The sequence below is a fragment of the Caulobacter sp. ALps2 genome (genome assembly GCF_058681635.1).
The window spans coordinates 208,054-229,459 of record NZ_CM178743.1 but is presented as its reverse complement, the minus strand read 5'-3'; the positions used below and the strand labels follow the sequence as shown (position 1 = coordinate 229,459).

At 67.2% G+C, this 21,406-nt stretch carries 13 protein-coding genes; 9 read left to right on the top strand and 4 right to left on the bottom strand.

Annotated elements, in window-relative coordinates; all coding sequences use genetic code 11:
• Positions 1 to 17 precede the first annotated feature (17 nt).
• Positions 18 to 1,466, top strand: coding sequence for a catalase (locus tag ACW173_RS00975; RefSeq protein ID WP_492083033.1), 1,449 nt, complete (start codon positions 18 to 20; stop codon positions 1,464 to 1,466).
• A gap of 9 nt (positions 1,467 to 1,475) precedes the next feature.
• On the opposite strand, the gene ACW173_RS00970 is transcribed toward ACW173_RS00975, so the two are convergent.
• The 3 genes from ACW173_RS00970 to ACW173_RS00960 all read right to left on the bottom strand — a co-directional run bounded on the left by ACW173_RS00970 (position 1,476) and on the right by ACW173_RS00960 (position 4,469).
• Positions 1,476 to 1,646 carry a hypothetical protein gene (locus ACW173_RS00970; protein ID WP_492083032.1) on the bottom strand — a complete coding sequence of 57 codons (171 nt, stop codon included), beginning with the start codon at positions 1,644 to 1,646 and terminating at the stop codon, positions 1,476 to 1,478.
• Positions 1,643 to 2,743 (bottom strand): PepSY-associated TM helix domain-containing protein, encoded by a 1,101-nt coding sequence (locus ACW173_RS00965; protein ID WP_492083031.1) that lies wholly within the window; start codon positions 2,741 to 2,743, stop codon positions 1,643 to 1,645. Before ACW173_RS00965 ends, ACW173_RS00970 begins: the two co-directional genes overlap by 4 nt.
• 208 nt (positions 2,744 to 2,951) lie before the next feature.
• Positions 2,952 to 4,469 carry an MFS transporter gene (locus ACW173_RS00960; RefSeq protein ID WP_492083030.1) on the bottom strand — a complete coding sequence of 506 codons (1,518 nt, stop codon included), beginning with the start codon at positions 4,467 to 4,469 and terminating at the stop codon, positions 2,952 to 2,954.
• 230 nt (positions 4,470 to 4,699) lie between these two features.
• Here ACW173_RS00960 and ACW173_RS00955 point away from each other — a divergent pair, with 230 nt between their 5' ends.
• The 8 genes from ACW173_RS00955 to ACW173_RS00920 all read left to right on the top strand — a co-directional run bounded on the left by ACW173_RS00955 (position 4,700) and on the right by ACW173_RS00920 (position 20,095).
• The gene (locus ACW173_RS00955; RefSeq protein WP_492083029.1) at positions 4,700 to 6,466 is read left to right on the top strand and encodes a response regulator; all 1,767 of its coding nucleotides are present in this window, start codon (positions 4,700 to 4,702) and stop codon (positions 6,464 to 6,466) included.
• Positions 6,467 to 6,546: 80 nt separating this feature from the next.
• Positions 6,547 to 7,893 carry a glycosyl hydrolase 53 family protein gene (locus ACW173_RS00950; RefSeq protein WP_492083028.1) on the top strand — a complete coding sequence of 449 codons (1,347 nt, stop codon included), beginning with the start codon at positions 6,547 to 6,549 and terminating at the stop codon, positions 7,891 to 7,893.
• Positions 7,894 to 8,009: 116 nt separating this feature from the next.
• Entirely contained in the window at positions 8,010 to 10,655 is a 2,646-nt protein-coding gene (locus ACW173_RS00945) for a TonB-dependent receptor (protein WP_492083027.1), read from the top strand.
• 73 nt (positions 10,656 to 10,728) lie between these two features.
• Entirely contained in the window at positions 10,729 to 13,218 is a 2,490-nt protein-coding gene (gene galA, locus ACW173_RS00940) for a beta-galactosidase GalA (RefSeq protein WP_492083026.1), read from the top strand.
• 402 nt (positions 13,219 to 13,620) lie between these two features.
• Positions 13,621 to 16,725 carry a TonB-dependent receptor gene (locus ACW173_RS00935; RefSeq protein WP_492083025.1) on the top strand — a complete coding sequence of 1,035 codons (3,105 nt, stop codon included), beginning with the start codon at positions 13,621 to 13,623 and terminating at the stop codon, positions 16,723 to 16,725.
• Between the two features lie 96 nt (positions 16,726 to 16,821).
• Positions 16,822 to 17,544, top strand: a complete 723-nt coding sequence (locus ACW173_RS00930) for a SapC family protein (RefSeq protein WP_492083024.1) — start codon at positions 16,822 to 16,824, stop codon at positions 17,542 to 17,544.
• Positions 17,469 to 18,575, top strand: a complete 1,107-nt coding sequence (locus ACW173_RS00925) for a cupin-like domain-containing protein (RefSeq protein ID WP_492083023.1) — start codon at positions 17,469 to 17,471, stop codon at positions 18,573 to 18,575. The genes ACW173_RS00930 and ACW173_RS00925 overlap by 76 nt, the downstream gene beginning before the upstream one ends.
• A gap of 20 nt (positions 18,576 to 18,595) precedes the next feature.
• Entirely contained in the window at positions 18,596 to 20,095 is a 1,500-nt protein-coding gene (locus ACW173_RS00920; protein ID WP_492083022.1) for a tryptophan halogenase family protein, read from the top strand.
• Here the strand turns inward: ACW173_RS00920 and ACW173_RS00915 are convergent.
• Complete coding sequence (locus ACW173_RS00915) at positions 20,092 to 21,396, bottom strand: glycosyltransferase family 4 protein (protein ID WP_492083021.1); 1,305 nt, start codon at positions 21,394 to 21,396, stop codon at positions 20,092 to 20,094. The two genes, ACW173_RS00920 and ACW173_RS00915, sit on opposite strands and share 4 nt — an antisense overlap.
• Positions 21,397 to 21,406 lie beyond the last annotated feature (10 nt).

The following is a 21,406-nucleotide window of genomic DNA, read 5'->3' as shown; positions in this document are numbered from 1 at the left end:
ATCGCCTGGAGCCGGCCGTGTCGGATCATCGTCTTACCCGCGCCAACGGCGCCCCCGTCGCCGACAACATCAATATCGAGACCGCCGGTCCGCGCGGGCCCGCCCTGCTGCAGGACATCTGGCTGATCGAGAAGCTGGCCCACTTCGACCGCGAGGTGATCCCCGAGCGGCGCATGCACGCCAAGGGCTCGGGGGCCCACGGGACCTTCACGGTGACCGGCGACATCACCCGCTTCACCAAGGCCAAGGTTTTCTCGGAGATTGGCAAGCAGACACCGGTGTTCCTGCGCTTCTCGACCGTGGCCGGCGAGCGCGGGGCGGCCGACGCCGAGCGCGACATCCGTGGCTTCGCGGTCAAGTTCTACACCGAGGAGGGCAACTGGGACCTCGTGGGCAACAACACCCCGGTGTTCTTCTTCCGCGATCCGCTGCGCTTTCCCGACCTGAACCACGCGGTCAAGCGCGACCCGCGCACCGGCATGCGCAGTTCCCAGAACAACTGGGACTTCTGGACCCTGCTGCCCGAGGCCCTGCACCAGGTGACCATCGTGATGAGCGACCGGGGCCTGCCGCGCGGCTATCGCCACATGCATGGCTTCGGCAGCCACACCTTCAGTTTCATCAGCGCGGACGGCGAACGCACCTGGGTCAAGTTCCACCTGCGCACCCACCAGGGCATCGAGAACCTGACGGACGGCGAGGCCGAGGCCCTGGTCGGCAAGGACCGCGAGAGCAGCCAGCGCGACCTGTTCGAGGCCATCGAGCGCGGCGATTTCCCGCGCTGGACCGTCTCGGTCCAGGTGATGACGGAGGCGCGGGCCAAGGCCTTCGCCTTCAACCCGTTCGACCTGACGAAGGTCTGGCCCAAGGGCCAGTTCCCGCTGATCGAGGCCGGGGTGCTGGAGCTGAACCGCAATCCCGACAACGTCTTCGCCGAGGTCGAGCAGGCGGCCTTCACGCCGGCCAACATCGTGCCGGGCATCGGCTTCTCGCCCGACAAGATGTTGCAGGCCCGGCTGTTCTCATACGGCGACGCCCAGCGCTACCGCCTGGGCGTCAACTTCAACCACATCCCGGTCAACGCGCCCAAGTGCCCGTTCCACGGCTATCATCGTGACGGCGCCATGCGGACGGACGGCAATCTGGGCGCGACGCCGACCTACTGGCCTAACAGCCGGGGCGAGTGGCTAGACCGGCCCGAGCTAAACGAGCCCCCACTGGCCATCGACGGCGCCGCCGCCCACTGGGATCACCGCGTCGACGACGACCACTATCAGCAGCCGGGCGACTTGTTCCGGTTGATGAGCGCCGCCCAGCGCCAGGCCCTGTTCGACAATACCGCCCGCTCGTTGGGCGGCGCCAGCGTCGACATTCAGCGGCGCCACATCACCAACTGCGCCAAGGCCGACCCGCTGTACGGCGAAGGCGTGGCGCGGGCCCTGGCCCAACTGGCGGCGGGGCGCTAGGCGGCCGGCTCAGGCTCGGCGCTTGAGGCGGGCCCAGACCACGACGGCCAATGGGGCCGCCAGGCCGACCCACGAGATCCAGTCGTTCAGGCCATCGCCAAGCAGGGCGGCGACCAGGCCCACCAGGCTGACGACGGCGATCGCGGCCGGAGCGGCCCAGACGCGACGGAAGGCGCTCATGACGCCTCTCCGCCGCGGCGCTTCGAAAGCCACAGATAGAGGCCGGTGACCAGGACGACGATGGTCACCACGTCCAGCAGCGCCCACAGGATCTTCAGTGGCAGGCCGCCATAGTCGCCGAAGTGCAACGGCTGCGACAGCAGCAGGGCCTGGGCGTACCAGGGCATCCGGCGCATGGCGGTCAGTTGGCCGGTCTCGGCGTCGATCAGGGCCGGGGTCAGGAGGCGTTCGGTGGCCGGCGTCTCGCCCTGCATGAAGACGGCATAGTGGTGGTTGCTGGAGAACGATCCACCGGGGAAGGCCACGAACCGCACCCGCATGCCCGGCGCGGCCGCTTGAGCCGTGGCCACGGCCTCGCCGATCGAGCTCAGATGGGGCGGCGCGGGCTTGCCCTTGTAGGGCGCGGTCATGGCGGCCAGCTCGTTGGCCTTCCAGACCTGGATGATCGGCTCCGACAGCGTGTTGATCACCCCGGTCAGGCCCACGACGATGACCCAGGCCGCCGTCACCACGCCCAGCAGGTTGTGATAGTCCAGCCACTTCAGCCGGGTCGAGCGCGAGGCTCGAACCGTACCGAAGTCGAGCTTGCGCATGAAGGGCGGATAGACGACCAGGCCCGAGACGATGGCCGCCGTGAACAGCAGGCCCATGAAGCCCAGGAACAGCAAGCCCGGCAGCCCTAGGAACATGTCCTTGTGGATGCGCAGGATGACGTCCATGACGCCACCCGCCGCGCCGCTGGGGGCGATGATCTTGCCGGTGGTCTGGTCGACCGGCGCGAAGTGCATCTGGGTCTCGGATGCGTCGGGACGCGGACCGCTGGTGACGTTCACCACCGGCCGGTCTATGTCGAAGCTCATGAACAGGCCGACCTCGCCGGGACGGGCCCTCAGCGCGGTGTCGAGCACTTCGTCCAGGGTCGAGAGGCGCTGACCCGGCGCGGCGACGATCTTGGGCTCGTGGTTCAGGGCGCCGTCGATCTCATCGTGGAAGACCAGCGGCAGGCCGGTCAGACACAGCATCAGCAGGAACGCCGTGCAGATCAGGCTGGTCCACTTGTGGACCAGCGTCCAGGCACGGACGGTGTTGCGCGTCATCGACGAGAACTCGGGCGAATGAGAAGCGTTCGCGTAGCGGTTCCCGTGACGCTGGACAAGGTGTGAGCTGGCCGGGACCGCCCGTACCTTGGAAGTCGAAGCCAGGATCCTTGCGCGACTCGCCGGTTCCGAAGGCCCAGGCCAGCCCCACCCGAACCCAGCGAGCGTCGACATCGCGGACGACGAGGCTCTGTAATGCGACGAAAGCCTACTTATGGCCGCTCAACTCGGCGCCGGCGTCCTTGTCGAAGCGGCGGTTCCAGATCGTCGCCGAGGCCGAGATCGCCGTGACGACCAGGAAGGCCACGGTGAAGTCCGCCAGCCGCGGCGTCGCTTGACCGCCGGCCAGCATGCCGACATGCAGCGCGGCGGCCCCGACGCAGATTCCCATCGACAGCATCAGCTGCTGGAAGGTGGAATAGAAGCTGGTCGCCGCGCTCATCCGATCGGACGGGATCTCGTCATAGGCGATGGTGTTGTAGGCGGTGAACTGGAACGACATGCAGAAACCGCTGGCCATCAATGTAAGAAAGATCAGCGGCGTCGGCCAACTGGGCCGGAAGAAGCCGCAGGCCGCGTAACCGACGCTGGCGGCCAGGCCCGCGACGACCATGCTGTCGCGGAAGCCGAACCGGCGCAGCAGGCGCGGGGCCAGACTCTTCATGGCCAGCGAGCCGATCGCGCCGGCGATGGTGATGGTCCCGCTGACCGCCGCGCTCATGCCAAAGCCCAGCTGCAGCATCAGCGGCAGCAGGAACGGCTGGGCGCCTTGCGTGATCCGGGTCAGCGAGCCGCCGATCACCGACAGTCGGAACGAGTTCACCCGCATCAGGCTCAGGTCGAGGATCGGCGCTTCCCGCTTGCGGGCGTGGCGGATGTAGAGGGCGCCGGAGGTCACGCCGATGGCGATCAGCATCAGGGCGTTGGTCAGCTCGCCGCCGCGGCTGGTCATCTCGAAGCCGAACAGCAGGCAGCCCAGCGACACGCCCGACAGCACAAAGCCCATCACGTCGGCGCGGGCAGGCACGTCGGCGCGCACCTCGTCGATGAACAGGGTGACCAGGACGATGCCCAACAGGCCGATCGGGATGTTCAGGTAGAAGATCCAGCGCCAGTCCAGATAGGTGACGATGAAGCCGCCGATCGGCGGGCCGATGATTGGGCCGATCAGGGCCGGCATGATCAGCCACGAGGTCGCCGAGACCATGTCCTGCTTGGCCACCGAGCGCAGCAGGACCAGGCGGCCGATCGGGATCATCATCGCCCCGCCCATGCCCTGCAGGAAGCGGGCGAGGATCAGGAACGGCAGGTTGGTCGCCTGGCCGCACAGCACCGAGCCGGCGACGAAGATGACGATGGCCAGGCGGAAGACGGTCTTGGCCCCGAAGCGGTCGGCGAGGCGGCCGCTGGCGGGGATGAAGATGGCCAGCGCCAGCAGATAGGCGGTCAAGGCCGAACTGAGGCTGGGGGCGGGGACGCCGAAGTCTCGCGCCATGGTCGGCAGGGCCGTCGCCAGCACGGTGGCGTCCATCTGCTCCATGAACAGCGCGCAGGCGATGATCATCGCCACGACGCGGTAGTCGCGAGGCCTGTGATGGTGGTCGACGCCCGAGGGCGAGGGGGGCGGCGCCTCGGGGGAGACGGTCACGCCGTTGGCGGCCGGAACGATGCCGTCGCGGATTTCGGAATTGATCGACGCCAGGCCACGCCGGCGTAGCCTCACCATGCGAACAACGTGCTAGCGAACAGGGACATGCGAACTCGACGAGCTGCGGCGTTCCTTCCCTGGCGCACAGATAGGCGCTCCGCACGCGGAGGGCCATCCCTCAACCGGCCGAGCGCGTCGGTCCCCACATTCCGATCGATCACTCGCGCTTGAGGCGATCCTTCGGGCGCGAATCGTAGCCCTATGGAAAGCGCGAGCTTCCCTCATGGAAAAGGGCTCGACGAGACCCGATGTTAAAGAGGCCGACGGACGTCACCCAGCTTGACGGGCTGGTGCGCTACTCGCGTAGCGTCGCCCTGTCGCGCCTAGCCCTGGTCGCCGTCTTCGTCCTGCTGCTGATGAGCTTCACGCCCTGGACCATCGCCGTCCTGGGCGTTCTGGAGTTCGGCCTCTACCTCGCGCTGTTCATGGCCACCGAGCTGGCGTTGCGCCATCCGGACCCGGTGAAGGCGCACAAGCGCCTGGCCTTGCAATCCGACATCCTGATGTGCCTGCTGGTCACCAACGCCTGCTGGATCGCGGTGCAGGTGCGGCTCTACGAGGGGCCGCAGCCGCAGGTCGAGGCGGCGCTGCTGGCGATCTGCGTGCTGCTGTTCGCGGCCTTGCGGGTGCATCTGACCAAGGTCAGCTACGTGATCGGGGTGGTCCCGCCATCCCTGACCCTGGTCTGGATCGCGGTCGACTGGAGCCATCCCCTCAAGCTCGACCACTACACCCTGGCCATGATGCTGTTCGTGGCGGCGGTCCTGCTGGTGACCGGGCGTCAGCAGGCGACCGACCGGGCCCTGACCCGGACGGCGCGCGACCTGACTCGCAACAACGTCGCCTTGACCCAGGCCATGCACGAGACCAAGGCCGCCAACCGCGCCAAGAGCGAGCTGCTGGCCGTGGCCAGCCACGAGATCCGCACGCCGCTGAACGCCATCCTGGGCTTTGCTCGCTCGCTGAGAGGAGAGCCGCTGTCGCCGCGCCAGGCCGAGCTGGCCGCCGGGGTGGTCGAGGGCGGCGAGCAACTGAATCGCCTGCTGGATAGCATCTTGGACTTGGCCCGCGCCGATCCGCTGCGCGCCAAGCTCGACATCGTGCCGGTGGATCTGAGGACCCTGGCGCGCTCGGTGGTGCGTGTCTGGAGCAGCCACGCCCGAGCGCTCGGGGTGTCGCTGACCCTGGAGGACGCCGACCCGACCCTATCGTTCCAGGTGGTGGCCGACCTTGTCCGGCTGGAGCAGACCCTGGTCAACCTGGTCTCCAACGCCCTGGGCGCGGTCACGGCCGGTGGTCATGTCACCTTGCGCCTGGCCGGCGTCATTCAGGGCCGCCAACTGCGGGTGTTGGTCGAGGTGGCCGACACCGGCCCGCCGATCCCCGTCGACGAGCGGCTGAAGGTCTTCGAGGCTTGGGACCAGACCGAACGGGGCCGGCTGCAGGGCGGCACGGGCATGGGGCTGAAGATCTGCGCCCAGAACCTGGCCCTGATGGGCGGCGAAATCGCCGTCGATCCGCCCACGGCCACGTTGGGCGGGACGGGCGGCGCGGTCTTCTGGTTCGCTTTCACCGCGCCGATCCATCGTCCTGGGCCCGCGCCGGCCGCGCGCGAGAAGGGCGAGGTCGGCGAGATCCGGGTGTTGGCGGCCGAGGACAACGCCGCCAACCGTCGCGTGCTGGCGCTGGCGCTGGAAAGCGCGCCGGTCTCCCTGACCTTCGCCGAGGATGGGGCGCTGGCGCTGGACCTCTGGCGGACCGGGGCCTTCGACCTGATCCTGATGGACGTCAACATGCCGGTGCTCGGCGGGCGTGACGCGGTGCGCGAGATCCGCCGCGCCGAGCATGTCGGGACACGCATTCCGATCTGGATGCTGACCGCCAACGTTTTTCCCGAGGACGTCGCCCGCTATCGCCAGGACGGGGCGGACGGGGTGTTGCGCAAGCCGCTGGACGTGGCCGCCCTGTACGCCCTGCTGGCCGACATCGCGCAGGCGCGGTTCGCCGCCACCTGAACGACGGCTTGCCTGAATTGTACGATAAATGCTAATCGCTCCGCGGCGGCGCGCCTCGATGCGCCCGTGACGGAGGAAACATGTCTAACGCCCGCACCTCGCTGATCGCTCTGTCGCTGGCCGCCTTGCTGGGGTCGCCGGCGCACGCGGCTCCCCAGACCTATCTCGGCGTCGACATCTCCTACGCCAACGAGATGGAGGACTGCGGGGCGCTCTATCGCGCGGGCGGCAAGACGGTCGAGCCCTACGCCTTCTTCAAGTCGGCCGGGGCCAATGTGGCGCGGATCAGGATCTGGAACGATCCCGACTGGACGCCCTATTCGAACCTGAAGGATGTGAAGCGCAGCATCGCCAAGGCTCGCGAGGCTGGCCTTCAGGTGCTGCTGGACTTCCATTATTCCGACGACTGGGCCGATGGCGACAAGCAGATCGCGCCCAAGGCCTGGGCCAGGCTGTCGACGCCGGAGCAGGCCAAGGCCCTGTACGCCTTCACCCACGACACCCTCGCCGAGCTGGACCGCGAGGGGCTGATGCCCGACCTGGTCCAGGTGGGCAACGAGACCAATGGCGAGATCGTCTCCAGCCTGGCCAAGGCCAAGGAGCCGATCCACTGGGAGCGCAACGCCCTGCTGTTCAACGCCGGCATCAAGGCCGTGCGCGACGCTGGGGCGACCTCGAAGATCAAGCCGCGCGTGATGCTGCACATCGCCCAGCCCGAGAACGTCGAACCCTGGTTCGCGGCGGCCGAGAAGGCGGGTGTCACCGATTTCGACCTGATCGGGATCAGCTATTACAGCAAGTGGTCCAAGCGCTCGATGGCGCAGCTGGGCGAGACCATCAACCGCCTGCGCCACCTCTACGCGGCCGATGTGCTGGTGGTCGAGACGGCCTATCCGTTCACCAATGACGGCGCCGACGCCTCGCCCAATCTGCTGGGGGCCGACTCCCTGATCGCCGGCTATCCGGCCACCCCGGCCGGGCAGAAGAAATACCTGACCGACCTGACCCAACTGGTCTACGCCAACGGCGGGGTAGGGGTCGTCTATTGGGAGCCGGCTTGGCTCTCCACCCAGTGCAAGACGCGCTGGGGCACGGGCTCCAATTGGGAGAACGCGGCCCTGTTCGACTTCAAGGGCCAAGCGCTGGAAGGCGTCGACTGGTTGACCGCGCCCTATGTCATGCCGGTCGAGGTGACCTTCCGCGTCAGCGCCCACGGCGAGGCTGCTCGGTTCATCGACGGCGACTTCCTGGGCGGGGTGGGACCGCGTCCGATGACGCTTGAGGACGGCGCCTGGACTTACCGCACCCGCCTCATGCCCGGGACCTCGGTGACCGCCGCCACGGCGACGCGGGCCGCCGCTGTCAGCGAGGCGCCGGCCAAGGCCGCGACGGTCGGAAAAGGCGCCAGCGTCATCCCGCTTGAATGACAGCGCTTGTCTGATGTGATTGTTATGATAAATGGGAGTTGCGACGCTTGAGCGCCGTAACAAGGCAGCCACGCCATAAAACGAAGCGCGGCGCTGTTTTCATCAGGGGGAAACACATGACCCGTCACGCCGTTCTGCTCGCCGCCGTCAGCGGCATCGCCCTGGCCTCGGTCGCCAGCGCCCATGCGCAGACCACTGAGCCCTCGCAGGTCGAAGAAGTCGTGGTCACCGGCGTGCGCAAGAGCCTGCGCGACGCCCTGGCCGTGAAGCAGGGCTCCGACAAGGTGGTCGAGGCCATCTCGGCCAAGGACATCGGCGTCCTGCCCGACGTCACGATCGCCGAGTCCATCGCCCGCCTGCCGGGCGTCAACGCCACTCGCGACCGGGGCAATGACAGCCAGGCCGTCGTGCGCGGCCTGGGCGCGCGCCTGGTGCTGGGCACGATCAACAACCGCGAGGTCGCTTCGTCCGAGCCCGACCGCAACGTGCGCTGGGAAATCTATCCGTCGGAAGTCGTCTCGGGCGTGCAGGTCTACAAGTCGCAGTCGGCCGACCTGATCGCCGGCGGCGTCGCGGCGACCATCAACATCTCGACGATCGATCCGCTGGACTATCGCGGCCCCGAGTTCGTGCTTCGCGCCGGCCCGGTGTTCTATGACGGCGGCAAGGACATCCCGAACTACAAGACGACCGGCTATCGCGGCTCGGGCTCGTGGGTCCACAAGATCAGCGACGACCTGGCCGTGGTCCTGGGCGTCACGACCCAGCGCCAGAAGAACGGCTATGGCTCGTTCACGGGCTGGGGCTACAATGATAGCAACGCCCGCCCGCCGGCCGGGGCCAGCGACTACAGCAGCGACCTGAACCGCGACGGCAAGGTCGACTACACGCCCTGGGGCGCGCAGATGTCGGCCAGCCGCATCGACCAGAAGCGCACCGGGATCTCGGGCGGCCTGCAGTTCAAGCCGACCGACCGTTTCGAGCTGAAGGCCGACGCCCTCTATTCCAAGATCAAGATCACCGAGGTCCAGGACCAGACCGTCTGGGGCGCCAACAACTGGGGCAACTGGAACATGGGCGATGGTTCCAACCTGGGTTGGAACGACGGTGTCTATAACGCCCCCGGCGCGTCCTACACCCTGATCAACAACGCCGTCGTGGCTGCTCGCCTGCCGTTCAGCTCGGTGCAGACCGTGCTGGCCAAGTACAGCGAGGACAAGGACCTGTTCGCCGGCGGCCTGAACGGCAAGTGGACCGGCGACCAGTGGACCGTCACCGCCGACGCCTCCTACTCCAAGGCCAAGCGGACCAACACCTGGAAGGCCGTGCGCTTCGAGGCATGGCCGGACTGGACCACCTTCGACTGGCGCGCCGGCGTGACACCGACCATCACCACCAGCCAGGAAAGCATCAGCCTCGGCCAGACGGCCGACCTGGCCGGTTCGCACGACGGCCCCGAGCGCCTGAACGACGAGCTGAAAGCCGCCGCCCTGGACTTCGCCCGCGACTTCGGCGGCGACAGCGTCTTCAAGGGCGTACAGTTCGGCGTCCGCGCCTCGGACCGCACCAAGGACCATGTCAGCTTCAGCTTCGCCCCGAGCGCCACCGGCGCGACGGTGCCGGCCAGCCTGCTGACGGCCTACAAGCTCAGCGACGGCGCCAATGTCCCGGCCCTGCTGACCGGTGACATCGACAAGATCGCGGCGGTCGCCTATGGCGCCAACGCCTTCGACGTCTCCAAGGCGACCGAGGAACTGGCCGAGCGCTGGGCGGTCAACGAGAAGGTCTATGAAGGCTTCGCCAAGCTGAACTTCGCCGGCGACGGCGTGGGCGGTTCGTGGGTCACCGGCAATGTCGGCGCTCGTCTGGTCCACACCAAGACCAGCAGCGACGGCCAGCAGCAGGACACCGCCAGCGTCTTCAAGGCCGTCACGGTCGACAACGAATATACCGACCTCTTACCCTCGGCGAACGCCAAGCTGGACTTCGGCGACGGCAAGCTGCTCCGACTGGGCGTGGCCAAGGTCATCGCTCGTCCGCCGCTGGACGAGCTGCGCGCCAGCCGCACCCTGGCCAACTGGTCGCCGTGGACCGGCAGCGCCGGCAATCCCAAGCTGAAGCCGTTCGAGGCCATTCAATTCGACGCCTCGGCCGAATACTACTTCCGCCCGGAAGCCCTGGTGGCGCTGTCGTACTACTACAAGGCCGTCGACAGCTATATCGGCTGGAAGCAGACCCCGGCCACGTTCAACGGCCAGACCTATACGGTCGCGAGCCCGGCCAACGGCGGCAGCGGCCACATCCAGGGCGCGGAGCTGACCTTCCAGACGCCGTTCTTCTTCCTGCCGGGCCCGCTCAGCAAGTTCGGCATCTATTCGAACTACGCCTATGTGGAATCGAACCTGAAGGAGTTCTCGCCGGCCAATAATCCGCTGCGGATGACGGGCCTGGCCAAGAACACCGCCACGGTGGACCTCTGGTATTCCAACGCTGGCTTCGAGGCGCGGCTGGGCTGGAAGTACCACTCGCCGATGACCGTCATCTACGGCTGGAACGGTTCGGACCTGCAGACCCTGGAGACCGAGAAGACCCTCGACTTCAGCTCGTCCTACCAGGTCAACGAGCGCATCGGCGTCCGCTTCCAGGTCAACAACCTGACCAACCAGGAACTGCGGATGTACCGCGACAACGATCCCAACCGGATCGGTCGTTACGACAGCTACGGCCGTCGTTTCCTCGTCGACGTGACGCTGAAGTTCTAGTCCGTCTACCCTCCAAACTCTGCGCTGGGAGGAAGCCGCGGCTTCCTCCCTCTTTTTCGTGAGAGGACACCCCATGGCCCAGATCAACCGGCGCCAGGCCCTGGCGGCAGCGACGGGCGCGGCGCTCCTGGCCAAGGCCGCGGCGGCCAGCGCCCAGGTCGCGCCGGTCGCGGCCGTGGATCTGGGCCCGCGCGAGCGGACGTCGCTGGACTTCGACTGGCGTTTCGCCTTGGGCCATGCCTCCGATCCGGCCAAGGACTTCGGCTTCGGCGCCAATCAGCGCACCTTCGCCAAGGCCGGGGCCAGCGCGCCGTCGTGGTGGGTAGCCGCCGCCGCGCAGAAGGACTTCGACGACAGCGCCTGGAAGCCGGTGACCCTGCCGCATGACTGGGCCGTGGAGCTGCCGTTCGCCAACAACCTCGACTACAGGCCCTCGGGCAAGCCGGACGACGAGGACCTGCGCGCCGCCCATGGCTACAAGGCGCTGGGCCGCGAGTTTCCGGAGACCAGCGTCGGCTGGTACCGCAAGCGTTTTTCCCTGCCGGCCAGCGATGCTGGAAAAAGGATGTCGATCGAGTTCGACGGCGCCTTCCGCGACGCCCTGGTCATCGTCAACGGCTACATCCTGGCGCGCGAGGACAGCGGCTATAGCCCGTTCCGCATCGACATCACCGACATCGCCAATGTCGGCGGCGAAAACTGGCTGACCGTGCGGGTCGACGCCAGCCTGGGCGAGGGCTGGTTCTACGAAGGGGCGGGGCTCTATCGCCATGTCTGGCTGGTCAAGACCGCGCCGGTGCACGTGCCTCAGTGGGGCGTCTTCGTCCGCGCCAAGGTCGACGGCACGCTCCAGATCGACACCGACTTGGTCAACGAGGGCGACACGGCGCAGGCCTTCGAGGTGTCGCATGCGGTGCTGGACGCGACCGGCAAGCCGGTCCTGACCGTGGCCCCCGCCGCCGATCGCATCCCGGCCTGGGAGCGCCAGAGCCTGTCCCAGACCGTGACCCTGGCCAATCCGGTGCTGTGGTCGCTGGAGGTCCCGCACCTCTACACGCTCATCACCGAGACCAAGGTCGGCGGGGCCGTGGTCGATCGCTTCATCACCCGTTTCGGTGTCCGTTCGGTCCGTTTCGACGGGCAGCAGGGCTTCTTCCTGAACGACAAGCCGGTGAAGCTGAAGGGCAGCTGCAACCACCAGGACCATGCCGGCGTCGGGGCGGCGATCCCGGACGCCCTGCAGGTCTGGCGACTGGAGCAGCTGAAGTCGATGGGCTGCAACGCCTATCGCGCCTCGCACAATCCGCCGACGCCGGAGCTTCTGGACGCCTGCGACCGCCTGGGCATCCTCGTGATCGACGAGACCCGCCGGATGTCCAGCGACCCGACCTCGCTGGACGAGCTGGAGCGCCTGGTCCGCCGCGACCGCAACCACCCGTCGGTGATCCTGTGGTCGATCGGCAACGAGGAGCCACAGCAGGCCACCGCGCGCGGGATCAAGGTCGCCAAGACCATGAAGCGCCTGGTCAATCGCCTGGACCCCTCGCGCCTGGTGACGGCGGCGATGGACAACGGCTTCGGCGAAGGGATCAGCACGGTCATCGACGTGCAGGGCTTCAACTATCGCCACGAGAAGATGGACGACTTCCACGCGCGCTTCCCCGCCATGCCGATCATCGGCAGCGAGAGCGCCAGCGTGGTGACGACGCGCGGCGAATACGTCCGCGACGAGGCCAAGAGCTTTGTCCCGGCCTATGACACGGACCACCCCTGGTGGGCGACGACGGCCGAGAAGTGGTGGAGCCACGCGGCCGACCGGCCGTGGATGGCGGGCGGCTTCATCTGGACTGGCTTCGACTATCGGGGCGAGCCGACGCCGTTCAACCGCTGGCCCAGCGTCAGCTCGCACTTCGGCGCGTTCGACACCTGCGGCTTCCCGAAGGACAACTACTTCTACTACCGCGCCTGGTGGCGGGCCGAGCCGTTGCTGCACCTGTTGCCGCACTGGAACTGGGAGGGCCGCGAGGGGCGGCCGGTGGCGGTGTGGGCGCACAGCAATTGCGACAAGGTCGAGCTGTTTCTGAACGGCGAGAGCCAGGGCGTGCTTGACGTGAAGGCCAACCACCACGTCGAGTGGTCCGTGCCCTACGCGCCGGGCGTCATCGAGGCTCACGGCTACAAGAACGGCAAGGTCATCCTGCGGGCCCGTCGCGAGACGGCCGGGGCGCCAGCCGCCCTGCGCCTGACCACCGACCGCGCGAAGTTGAAGGCCGACGGCCAGGACGTGGCGATCCTCAAGGTCGAGGTGCTGGACGCAAGGGGGCGCGTTGTCCCGCGCGCCGACACTTCGGTGCGCTTCGAGCTGTCGGGCGCGGCGGACGTGATCGGGGTCGGCAACGGCGATCCGACCAGTCACGAGCCTGACGTCGCCAGCCAGCGTAAGGCCTTCAACGGTCTGGTCCAGGCCATCGTCCGGACCCGGCGAAATCAGCCGGGGCGGGCGAGGGTGGTCGCGGTCGCCGACGGGCTGAAGAGCGCCAGCATCGATCTCGATCTCGGCTGACGCGCCGCACACTTTCCCGAAAACTGATGCACGCATGGGAGGCGGCGGTTGGCGCGAAGCTGGCCGCCGTCGTGCGTTTGTTTCATGGGAAACCGGTTTCCCCTGCGAAATATAACGCAACCTCGGGGCGATCGAGGGAATGTGGCGCCTTTGCGGCAGTGCAGCAGCGCCCTCTGAAATCGGACCATTTGTAGTAGAAATCGGCCCAAAATAGCCCGCAAAAAAGACTGCTAGCGCTGTCAATTGGCCATTGCGGCGATCGGAGACCGATGTTACCGCTAACTAGTCTCTCGTGCTTTGGTTGTTCACCGTGTGCGGGAACGGGAAGAGCGGTCGGGAAATGCTTCCGGCTCGTAACAATAAACATCGCCCCACAGAGGGCTTTTATTAGGGGGAACGGCTATGAAGCGGCTTCGTCGCTTGCACGCGTCTGCCTCTTGCGTCGCCATCACGGCGGCCATGTTCGCCAGCCCGGTGCTGGCCCAGCAGGCAACTGACACCACCGTGGACGAGATCGTCGTCACGGGCATCCGCGCTTCGCTCGAACGGTCGATCGAGATCAAGCGCAACAACAGCGGCGTCGTCGACGCCATCTCCGCCGAAGACATCGGCAAGTTCCCGGACACCAACCTCGCCGAGTCCCTGCAGCGGATCACCGGTGTGTCGATCGACCGGACCAACGGTGAAGGCTCCCAGGTCACGGTCCGCGGCTTCGGCGGCGGCTTCAACCTGGTGACCTTGAACGGTCGCACCATGCCGACGGCCAATGTCGCGACGGTCGGCGGCGACCAGTCGACGGACTTCGCGGGCGGCACCAGCCGTTCGTTCGACTTCTCGAACCTGGCCTCGGAAGGCGTGACCACCCTGGAGGTCTACAAGACCGGCCGCGCGGCGATCCCCTCGGGCGGCATCGGCGCGACGATCAACGTCAAGACCCGCCACCCGCTGGAAGCGCGCGAGCATGGCCTGACCGGCAGCATCGGGGTCAAGGGCGTCTATGACCAGAGCATGTCCAAGAAGCTCGAGGACACCTCGAAGTACACGCCGGAAGTCTCTGGCCTGCTGAATTACCTCGACGAGAGCGAGAAGTTCGGCGTCGCGCTGTTCGGCAGCTATCAGAAGCGCAACTTCACCAGCCGTTCAGTCACGTCAAACGACTGGAACATCCGCACCTTCGCCGAGTTCAACAACCCGGCCAATGGCTTCGTCCGCGCCGGCGGCGCGACCCAGATCACCAACGCGCCCTCGAACGCGAACACTCTGGTCGCCATCCCCAACGATAGCCGCTACCACTTCTCGCAAGGCCAGCGCGAGCGGGTGAACGGTCAGCTGACCGCTCAATTCCGCCCGACCGAAAGCCTGACGATCACGGCCGACGCCCTGTACGCCGAGAACAAGTCGTACGAGCGCCGCAACGACAGCACCAACTGGTTCAACCGTCCGTTCGACCGCGTCACCTTCGACAACAACCCGGTCGTGGCCACCGCGGTCCTGCTTCAGGAAAACCTGAGCGGCACCAAGGACATGGGCTTCGAGCAGCAGTATCGCGCCAACACCGACTCGCTGAAGTCGTATGGCCTGAACGCCGCCTGGGACCTGACGGACCGTTTCCGCGTCAATATCGACGGCCACATCTCGAAGTCGGATTCCAAGCCGGGCGCGCCGAACGGCACCAGCTCGACCATGGTTTCGATCGGCGCGCCGATCGTGACGTCGCACTCGGTCGACTATAGTGGCAAGGTTCCAGTCCAGTCGTTCACGATCAACGACGCCGCCCCGCGCGGCAACGCCAATGGCCAACTGGACGTCGGCGACCTGGGCAGCCAGGTGGGCCGCACCTCGGCCCAGCGGCAGGAGCAGCAGGTCAAGGAAGCCCGCATCGACTTCACCTGGGACCTGGACGACAACGGCAGCCGCCTGGACTTCGGGGCCGACTACCGCACCTCGAAGATGACCCAGTCGTCGCTCAACACCGAACAAGACCTGGGCTCGTGGGGCATTTCCAACCCGGGTGACGTCCAGCAATACGCCGGCAGCCTGGTCAAGGCCTTCTGCATGGCCTGCCGCTTCAGCGAGTTCGACCTGAAGCAGACCGGTCCCGGCCTGACGTCGTTCCGCGCCGACGCGGTCGACCTGCTGAACGCCCTGTCGCCGGTCTATACGGCGCGCGGCAACCCCGTGCGGGTGACCGGCCAGAACAACAACCGCGTCGACGAAGACATCGCCGCGGCCTATGGCCAGCTGACCTGGAAATCGGAACTGGCCGGCATGCCCGCCACTCTGGTCACGGGCGTCCGCTACGAGCAGACCAAGGTCACCTCGGTCTCGGCGGTGCGTACGCCGACGGCCATCGTCTGGACGTCGGACAACGACTTCCGCATCGACACGGCGGCGACCTATTCGCCGCTGTCGGGCAAGGGCAAGTACAACAACCTGCTGCCCTCGCTGGACTTCCAGGTCGATCTTCGCGACGACGTGGTGGGTCGCTTCTCGTTCAGCCGCACCATCGCGCGGCCGGACTTCGGCAACCTGTTCGCCGCCCAGACCGCGGGCCAGCCGAACCGTCCGATCGCCAACGGGGCTATCCCGCTCGGCACCTCGGGCAACCCGGACCTGGAACCGCTGATCTCGGACAACTTCGACGTCTCGCTGGAGTGGTACTACAAGCCCAGCAGCTTCATCACGGCCGGCTTCTTCGAGAAGCGCGTGAACAACTTCGTCGGCACCGGCACGGTGATGCAGAACCTGTTTGGTCTGCGTGACGTGACCTCGGGCCAGGCGGGCACGCGGTCGGGCACGGCGGCGTCTCTGCTGTCGGGTATCGGCGCCAGCCAGACCGACGTGAACCTGTTCACGATGACGGCTCTGCTGCAACAAAACGGCGGTTCGTCGGCGGCGGCCACGGCTCAGTTCCAAGCCAACCGCGGCGCGGGCGGAGACTTGAACCAGGCCTTCGTGGACACCATCCTGGCGGCGGTCGACATTACGCCGAACAGCACCGATCCGCTGTTCAACTTCCAGGTCTCGCGTCCGATCAACAACCGGACCGGCAAGATCCACGGCTTCGAAATCGCGGCGCAGCACTTCTTCGGCGACACCGGCTTTGGTGTGTCGGGGGCCTATACGATGGTGCGCGGCGACGTCGACTTCGACAACGGCGCCCCGTCGGGCCAGGACCAGTTCGCTCTGCTGGGTCTGTCCGACACGGCGAACGCGACCCTGATCTACGACAAGTACGGGATCTCGGCGCGGGTCGCCTACAACTGGCGTGACCGCTTCCTGCAAGCCACCAACCGCGGTGGCGCGCGTAACCCGGTCTATGTCGCCCCGTTCGGCCAGCTGGACATCAACATCAGCTACGACATCACGCCGAAGCTGGCGGTCTCTCTGGAAGGTATCAACCTCACCAAGGAAAGCCTGCGCACCTACGGCCGCGATCCGAACCAGCTGTGGTTCGCTCAAGAGTTGGACCGGCGCTTCCTCCTCGGCGCCCGCTACCGCTTCTAGGACCGGAAGTCTCCTAGTTGTGGAGGAGGGACCGTCGCGCTTGCGGCGGTCCCTTTCTTCCTTTGAAGTGCGTTGCTTGGCGTGAGTGGGGCGAACATGAACCGAGTGCTTCTGAACAATGTCGACCACGCCGACCTGCGCGTGATCGCCGGCCACGGCGTCGCCTATGGCGATGCGATCAACCAGACCCTGGTGCTACCCACCGAGTTCGAGGCGGTGCAGCGCGAATATCCCATTCTGATCCGCAAGGACGCGACGGGCGCCTACCAGGCCGTGGCCCTGCTGGGCCTGGACCGTGACGAGAACCTGTTCCTGGACGAGACCGGCTGGAACGCTCGTTACGTCCCCGCCGTCCAGCGGCGCGGCCCGTTCTCGATCGCCCTGCAACGCGACGAGCCGGGCGCCGAGCCCCGGCCGATGATCCATGTCGACCTGGACCACCCGCGCGTCAGCCGCGATGAGGGCGAGCGCCTGTTCCTCCCGGCCGGCGGCAACTCGCCTTACCTGCAAGGCGTCAACCTGGCCCTGGGCCAGATCCACGACGGCCTGGAGGTCGCCGGGCCGATGTTCGCGTTCTTCGAGGAACTGGGCCTGATCGAGCCGATCGACATCGAGATCAAGCTGGACGACCAGACCAGCTACGACCTGCCGGACGTCTTCACCCTGGCGCCCGACCGCCTGGCCGCCGTGACCGGCGAGGATCTGGAGCGGCTGCACCAATCGGGCCTGCTGCGCGCGGCCCATTGGATCATCTCGTCGATGGGCAATATCGAGGAACTGGTCGCCCGCAAGACCCAACGCCGGGCCAGCTTGGCATGACCGCGATCACCGCCCGCGGGACGCTGGAGGCCAGGGTGGCGACGCCGGGCGAGATCCCGTTCGAGGCGGTGCTGGCCGGCCAGACCCCCATGCTGTTCAAGGGGCTGGCGCGTGACTGGCCGCTGGTCCGGGCGGGGCTCCAGTCCGGCCAGGCGGCCCGCGACTACATTCGCGCCCACGATCGGGGAGGCCGGGTGGTCGGCTTTACCGGCGATCCGTCGATTGGTGGCCGCTTCTTCTACGACGACACCCGCACGGCCATGAACTTCAAGGCCGAGCGCGCGCCGCTGGAGACCTTCCTCCAGCGCCTGGAAGAGGTCGAGGGGCGCAACGACGCGCCGGCGGTCTATGTCGGCTCGGCCGACCTGGACGCCTATTTCCCCGACCTGAAGGCCGCCAACGACCTGGGCCTGGGACCGGAAGTCTTCGGGGCCGAGCCGCCGATGGCCGGGATCTGGATCGGCAACCGCACGACGGCGGCCGCCCATTATGACATGTCCAACAACATCGCCGTCTGCGCCGTGGGCCGGCGGCGCTTCACCCTGTTCCCGCCCGACCAGGTGGCCAACCTTTATCCGGGTCCGCTGGAACCGACGCCCGGCGGCCAGGTGGTCAGCCTGGTCGACTTCCAGAACCCCGACTTCGAGGCCCATCCCGGCTTCCGCGAGGCCCAGGCCTCGGCCCAGGTGGCCGAGATGGAGCCCGGCGACGTGCTGGTCTACCCGGCGCTGTGGTGGCACCAGGTCGAGGCGCTGGAGCCGTTCAACGTGCTGGTGAACTACTGGTGGAACAGCGCGCCGGTTCATGCCGACTCGCCGATGAACACCCTGCTGCACGGCCTGCTCAGCCTGCGCGACCGGCCCGAGTACGAAAGGCGGGGCTGGAAGGCCCTGTTCGACTATTACGTCTTCGGCCCCGCCGACCGCGCCAGGGCGCACATGCCCGAGGCCGCGCGAGGTCCGTTGGGTCCGATGGACGCGATGAAGGCCAGGCGGCTGCGGGCTTATCTGCTCGACCGACTGAACCGATAACGACAAAGGGGAGGGGCGTCATGACACAACAGACGATCCGCAAGGTGGTGATCGCGGGCGGCGGCACCGCTGGCTGGATGGCCGCCGCGGCCATGGCGCGGCAGCTGGGTCCGCTGCTGGAGATCACCCTGGTCGAGTCCGAGGACATCGGCACGGTCGGGGTCGGCGAGTCGACCATCCCCACGGCCCGCACCTTCAACGCTCTGCTCTGCATCGATGAGGCCGAGTTCATGCGCGCCACCCAGGCGACCTTCAAGCTCGGCATCTCGTTCGAACACTGGGGCGAGATCGGCGACCGCTACATCCACTCGTTCGGCCAGGTCGGGAAATCCACCTGGATGGGCGGTTTCCATCACTTCTGGCTGCAGGCCCGCGAGCAGGGCTTCGGCGGCGACCTGGGCGACTATTGCCTGGAACTGAAGGCGGCCGAACAGAACAGGTTCTTCACCGGCGAGCAGAGCCCGCTGAACTACGCCTACCACCTGGACGCCGGCCTCTATGGCCGCTTCCTGCGCGGCATGGCCGAGGCTGACGGCGTGCGCCGCGTCGAGGGGAAGATCGCCAGCGTCCGCCAGCGCGGCGAGGATGGCCATGTCGACGCCCTGATCATGGAAAATGGCGACGTCGTCGAAGGCGACCTCTTCATCGACTGCACCGGCTTCCGGGGCCTGCTGATCGAGCAGACCCTGAAGGCGGGCTTCGAGGATTGGGGGCATTGGCTGCCGACCAACAGCGCCCTGGCCGTCCAGACCCGCTCGACCGAACCGGCCGTGCCCTATACCCGCGCCATCGCCCACAAGGCCGGCTGGCGCTGGAAGATCCCGCTGCAACACCGGGTGGGTAATGGCCTCGTCTATTGCAGCGACGACATGTCGGACGACGAGGCCCGCGACATGCTGACGGGCGAGATCGAGGGCGAGACCCTGATCGAACCGCGCCTGATCCGTTATCGCACCGGCCGCCGTCGCAAGACCTGGGACAAGAACGTCGTGGCGATAGGCCTGGCCAGCGGCTTCGTCGAGCCCCTGGAATCGACCTCGATCCACCTGATCATGGTCGGCATGACCCGGCTGATGAAGCTGTTCCCGTTCGGCGGGATCAGCCAGGCCGCCGTCGATCACTACAACCGCCAGGCCGACGACGAGCTGGAGAAGATCCGCGACTTCATCATCCTGCACTACAAGGCGACCGAGCGGACCGACAGCCCGTTCTGGGACCGTGTGCGGACGATGGAGATCCCCGACAGCCTGGCGCACCGGATCGCGCTGTTCCGGGAAAGCGCCCAGGTCTACCAGGCGCCGGGAGAGCTGTTCCAGACCGACTCCTGGCTACAGGTGCTGCTGGGCCAGCGCGTGGAACCCCAGACCTATCACCACATGGGCCGGCTGATGCCGCCGCAGCAGCTGAAACAGGCCTTGGACGACCTGAAGCGCAACATCGCGGGCGTGCTGCCGCGCCTGCCGCAGCACCAGGCCTTCCTGGACAGCTACTGCGCGCCGGCGGTCAGCAAGAGCGCTTAAGACTCGATCGGCGCGAACAGCTTTTGCAGCGTCGCGCCGATCCGGGTCGTGGCTGGGTCGGTGTCGGACAGGCCCATGGCCTTCAGCGCGCCGCCCAGGCGATGGCCGACGGCCAGCAGGGGGCGGCCGGTGACCTGGGCCTGGGCCAGGCCCTCGATCGCGTCGGCGTAGCGGGCGGCGTTGAGGTTTTCCAGCGCCCAGGCGCGGGCGGCCTTGCCGGTCTCGCGGCGCAGGGCCTCGTCGGCGACCAGGCGCTCCAGGACCTCGCGCAGTTCCTCGACGACGATCTCACCGTCGATCTTGAACACCAGGTCGTCGGGCAGCTCGCCATAGAAGCCGGCGCGGGCCACCACGGTCGGGCGGCCACTCAGCATGCCTTCGCAGGCCGAGCCCGAGGCGCCTTCCAGGACAGGCTTGCGCAGGGCGACCATGATGTCGGCCTCGTCGAGGCGGCGATCCAGCGTCTCGTCGTCGACGGCGCCGTCGATGAGCAGGTTCTCGAAACCCACCTCGGCGGCGACGGCTTCCAGCTTGGCGCGCTCTTCGTCCGAAATCGGGCCGACCAGGCGATAGACGCAGGCCTTCAGGGCGTCGGAGCCGCCGATGGCGCGAATGGCGTCGGCCACGCGCTTGTTGGGGTTCATCACTCCGACGGTGGTGAGGGTCAGCTGGCTCTTAGCCTTGGGCGGGCCGGGCGGCGTCGTGCGGTCGGGGCAACACAGCGGCGTGACGGCCACTGGACCCTGGACGACGGCCTCCAGCTTGGGCGCGTAGAAGCGGGCGTGGGCCAGGGCGGCCTCGCAGCGACCGGCCAGCCACTCGGTCATCGGCAGATGCTTGGCGATCTCGCCCATGTCCAGCATCTGGCCCGAGCGGACGGCCACGGCGTGCGGCAGGGCCGCCTCGCCATAGGTCGCGACGATCTCGGCGTCGTGCCGGCGATAGTCCAGGCCGTTGTAGTGCAGCCAGCCCGAGAACAGGTTGTAGATATAGAAGTCGTGGAAGATCCCCAGGCACGGCGCCGCGTCCAGGATCGCGAACACGCCGGCGTGGAAGGGATAGTTGTCGCCGATATTGACGATGACGACGTCGAACTCGGTCCGCAGGCGCGCCAGATCATAACGGCGCCAGTGATGGACGGGCAGGCGGGTCGGATGCAGCGGCTCGGCCGCGTCGTCCTGGTCCTCACAGCGCAGGATCTCGACCTGGTGGCCGCGCGCGACCAGCGCCTTGGCGACCTCGGCGCTGACCCGGCCGATCGACGAACGCAGGACGAAGGGCGTCACCCAGCAGATCTTCATCGCTGTCGGT

Bases quoted from the DNA above. Each gene is read 5' to 3' on its own strand.
- ACW173_RS00935 (WP_492083025.1), top strand. From the start codon at position 13,621: ATGAAGCGGCTTCGTCGCTTGCACGCGTCTGCCTCTTGCGTCGCCATC.
- galA (WP_492083026.1), top strand. From the start codon at position 10,729: ATGGCCCAGATCAACCGGCGCCAGGCCCTGGCGGCAGCGACGGGCGCG.
- ACW173_RS00960 (WP_492083030.1), bottom strand. From the start codon at position 4,469: ATGGTGAGGCTACGCCGGCGTGGCCTGGCGTCGATCAATTCCGAAATC.
- ACW173_RS00915 (WP_492083021.1), bottom strand. From the start codon at position 21,396: ATGAAGATCTGCTGGGTGACGCCCTTCGTCCTGCGTTCGTCGATCGGC.
- ACW173_RS00955 (WP_492083029.1), top strand. From the start codon at position 4,700: ATGTTAAAGAGGCCGACGGACGTCACCCAGCTTGACGGGCTGGTGCGC.
- ACW173_RS00920 (WP_492083022.1), top strand. From the start codon at position 18,596: ATGACACAACAGACGATCCGCAAGGTGGTGATCGCGGGCGGCGGCACC.
- ACW173_RS00930 (WP_492083024.1), top strand. From the start codon at position 16,822: ATGAACCGAGTGCTTCTGAACAATGTCGACCACGCCGACCTGCGCGTG.
- ACW173_RS00945 (WP_492083027.1), top strand. From the start codon at position 8,010: ATGACCCGTCACGCCGTTCTGCTCGCCGCCGTCAGCGGCATCGCCCTG.
- ACW173_RS00970 (WP_492083032.1), bottom strand. From the start codon at position 1,646: ATGAGCGCCTTCCGTCGCGTCTGGGCCGCTCCGGCCGCGATCGCCGTC.
- ACW173_RS00950 (WP_492083028.1), top strand. From the start codon at position 6,547: ATGTCTAACGCCCGCACCTCGCTGATCGCTCTGTCGCTGGCCGCCTTG.
- ACW173_RS00965 (WP_492083031.1), bottom strand. From the start codon at position 2,743: ATGACGCGCAACACCGTCCGTGCCTGGACGCTGGTCCACAAGTGGACC.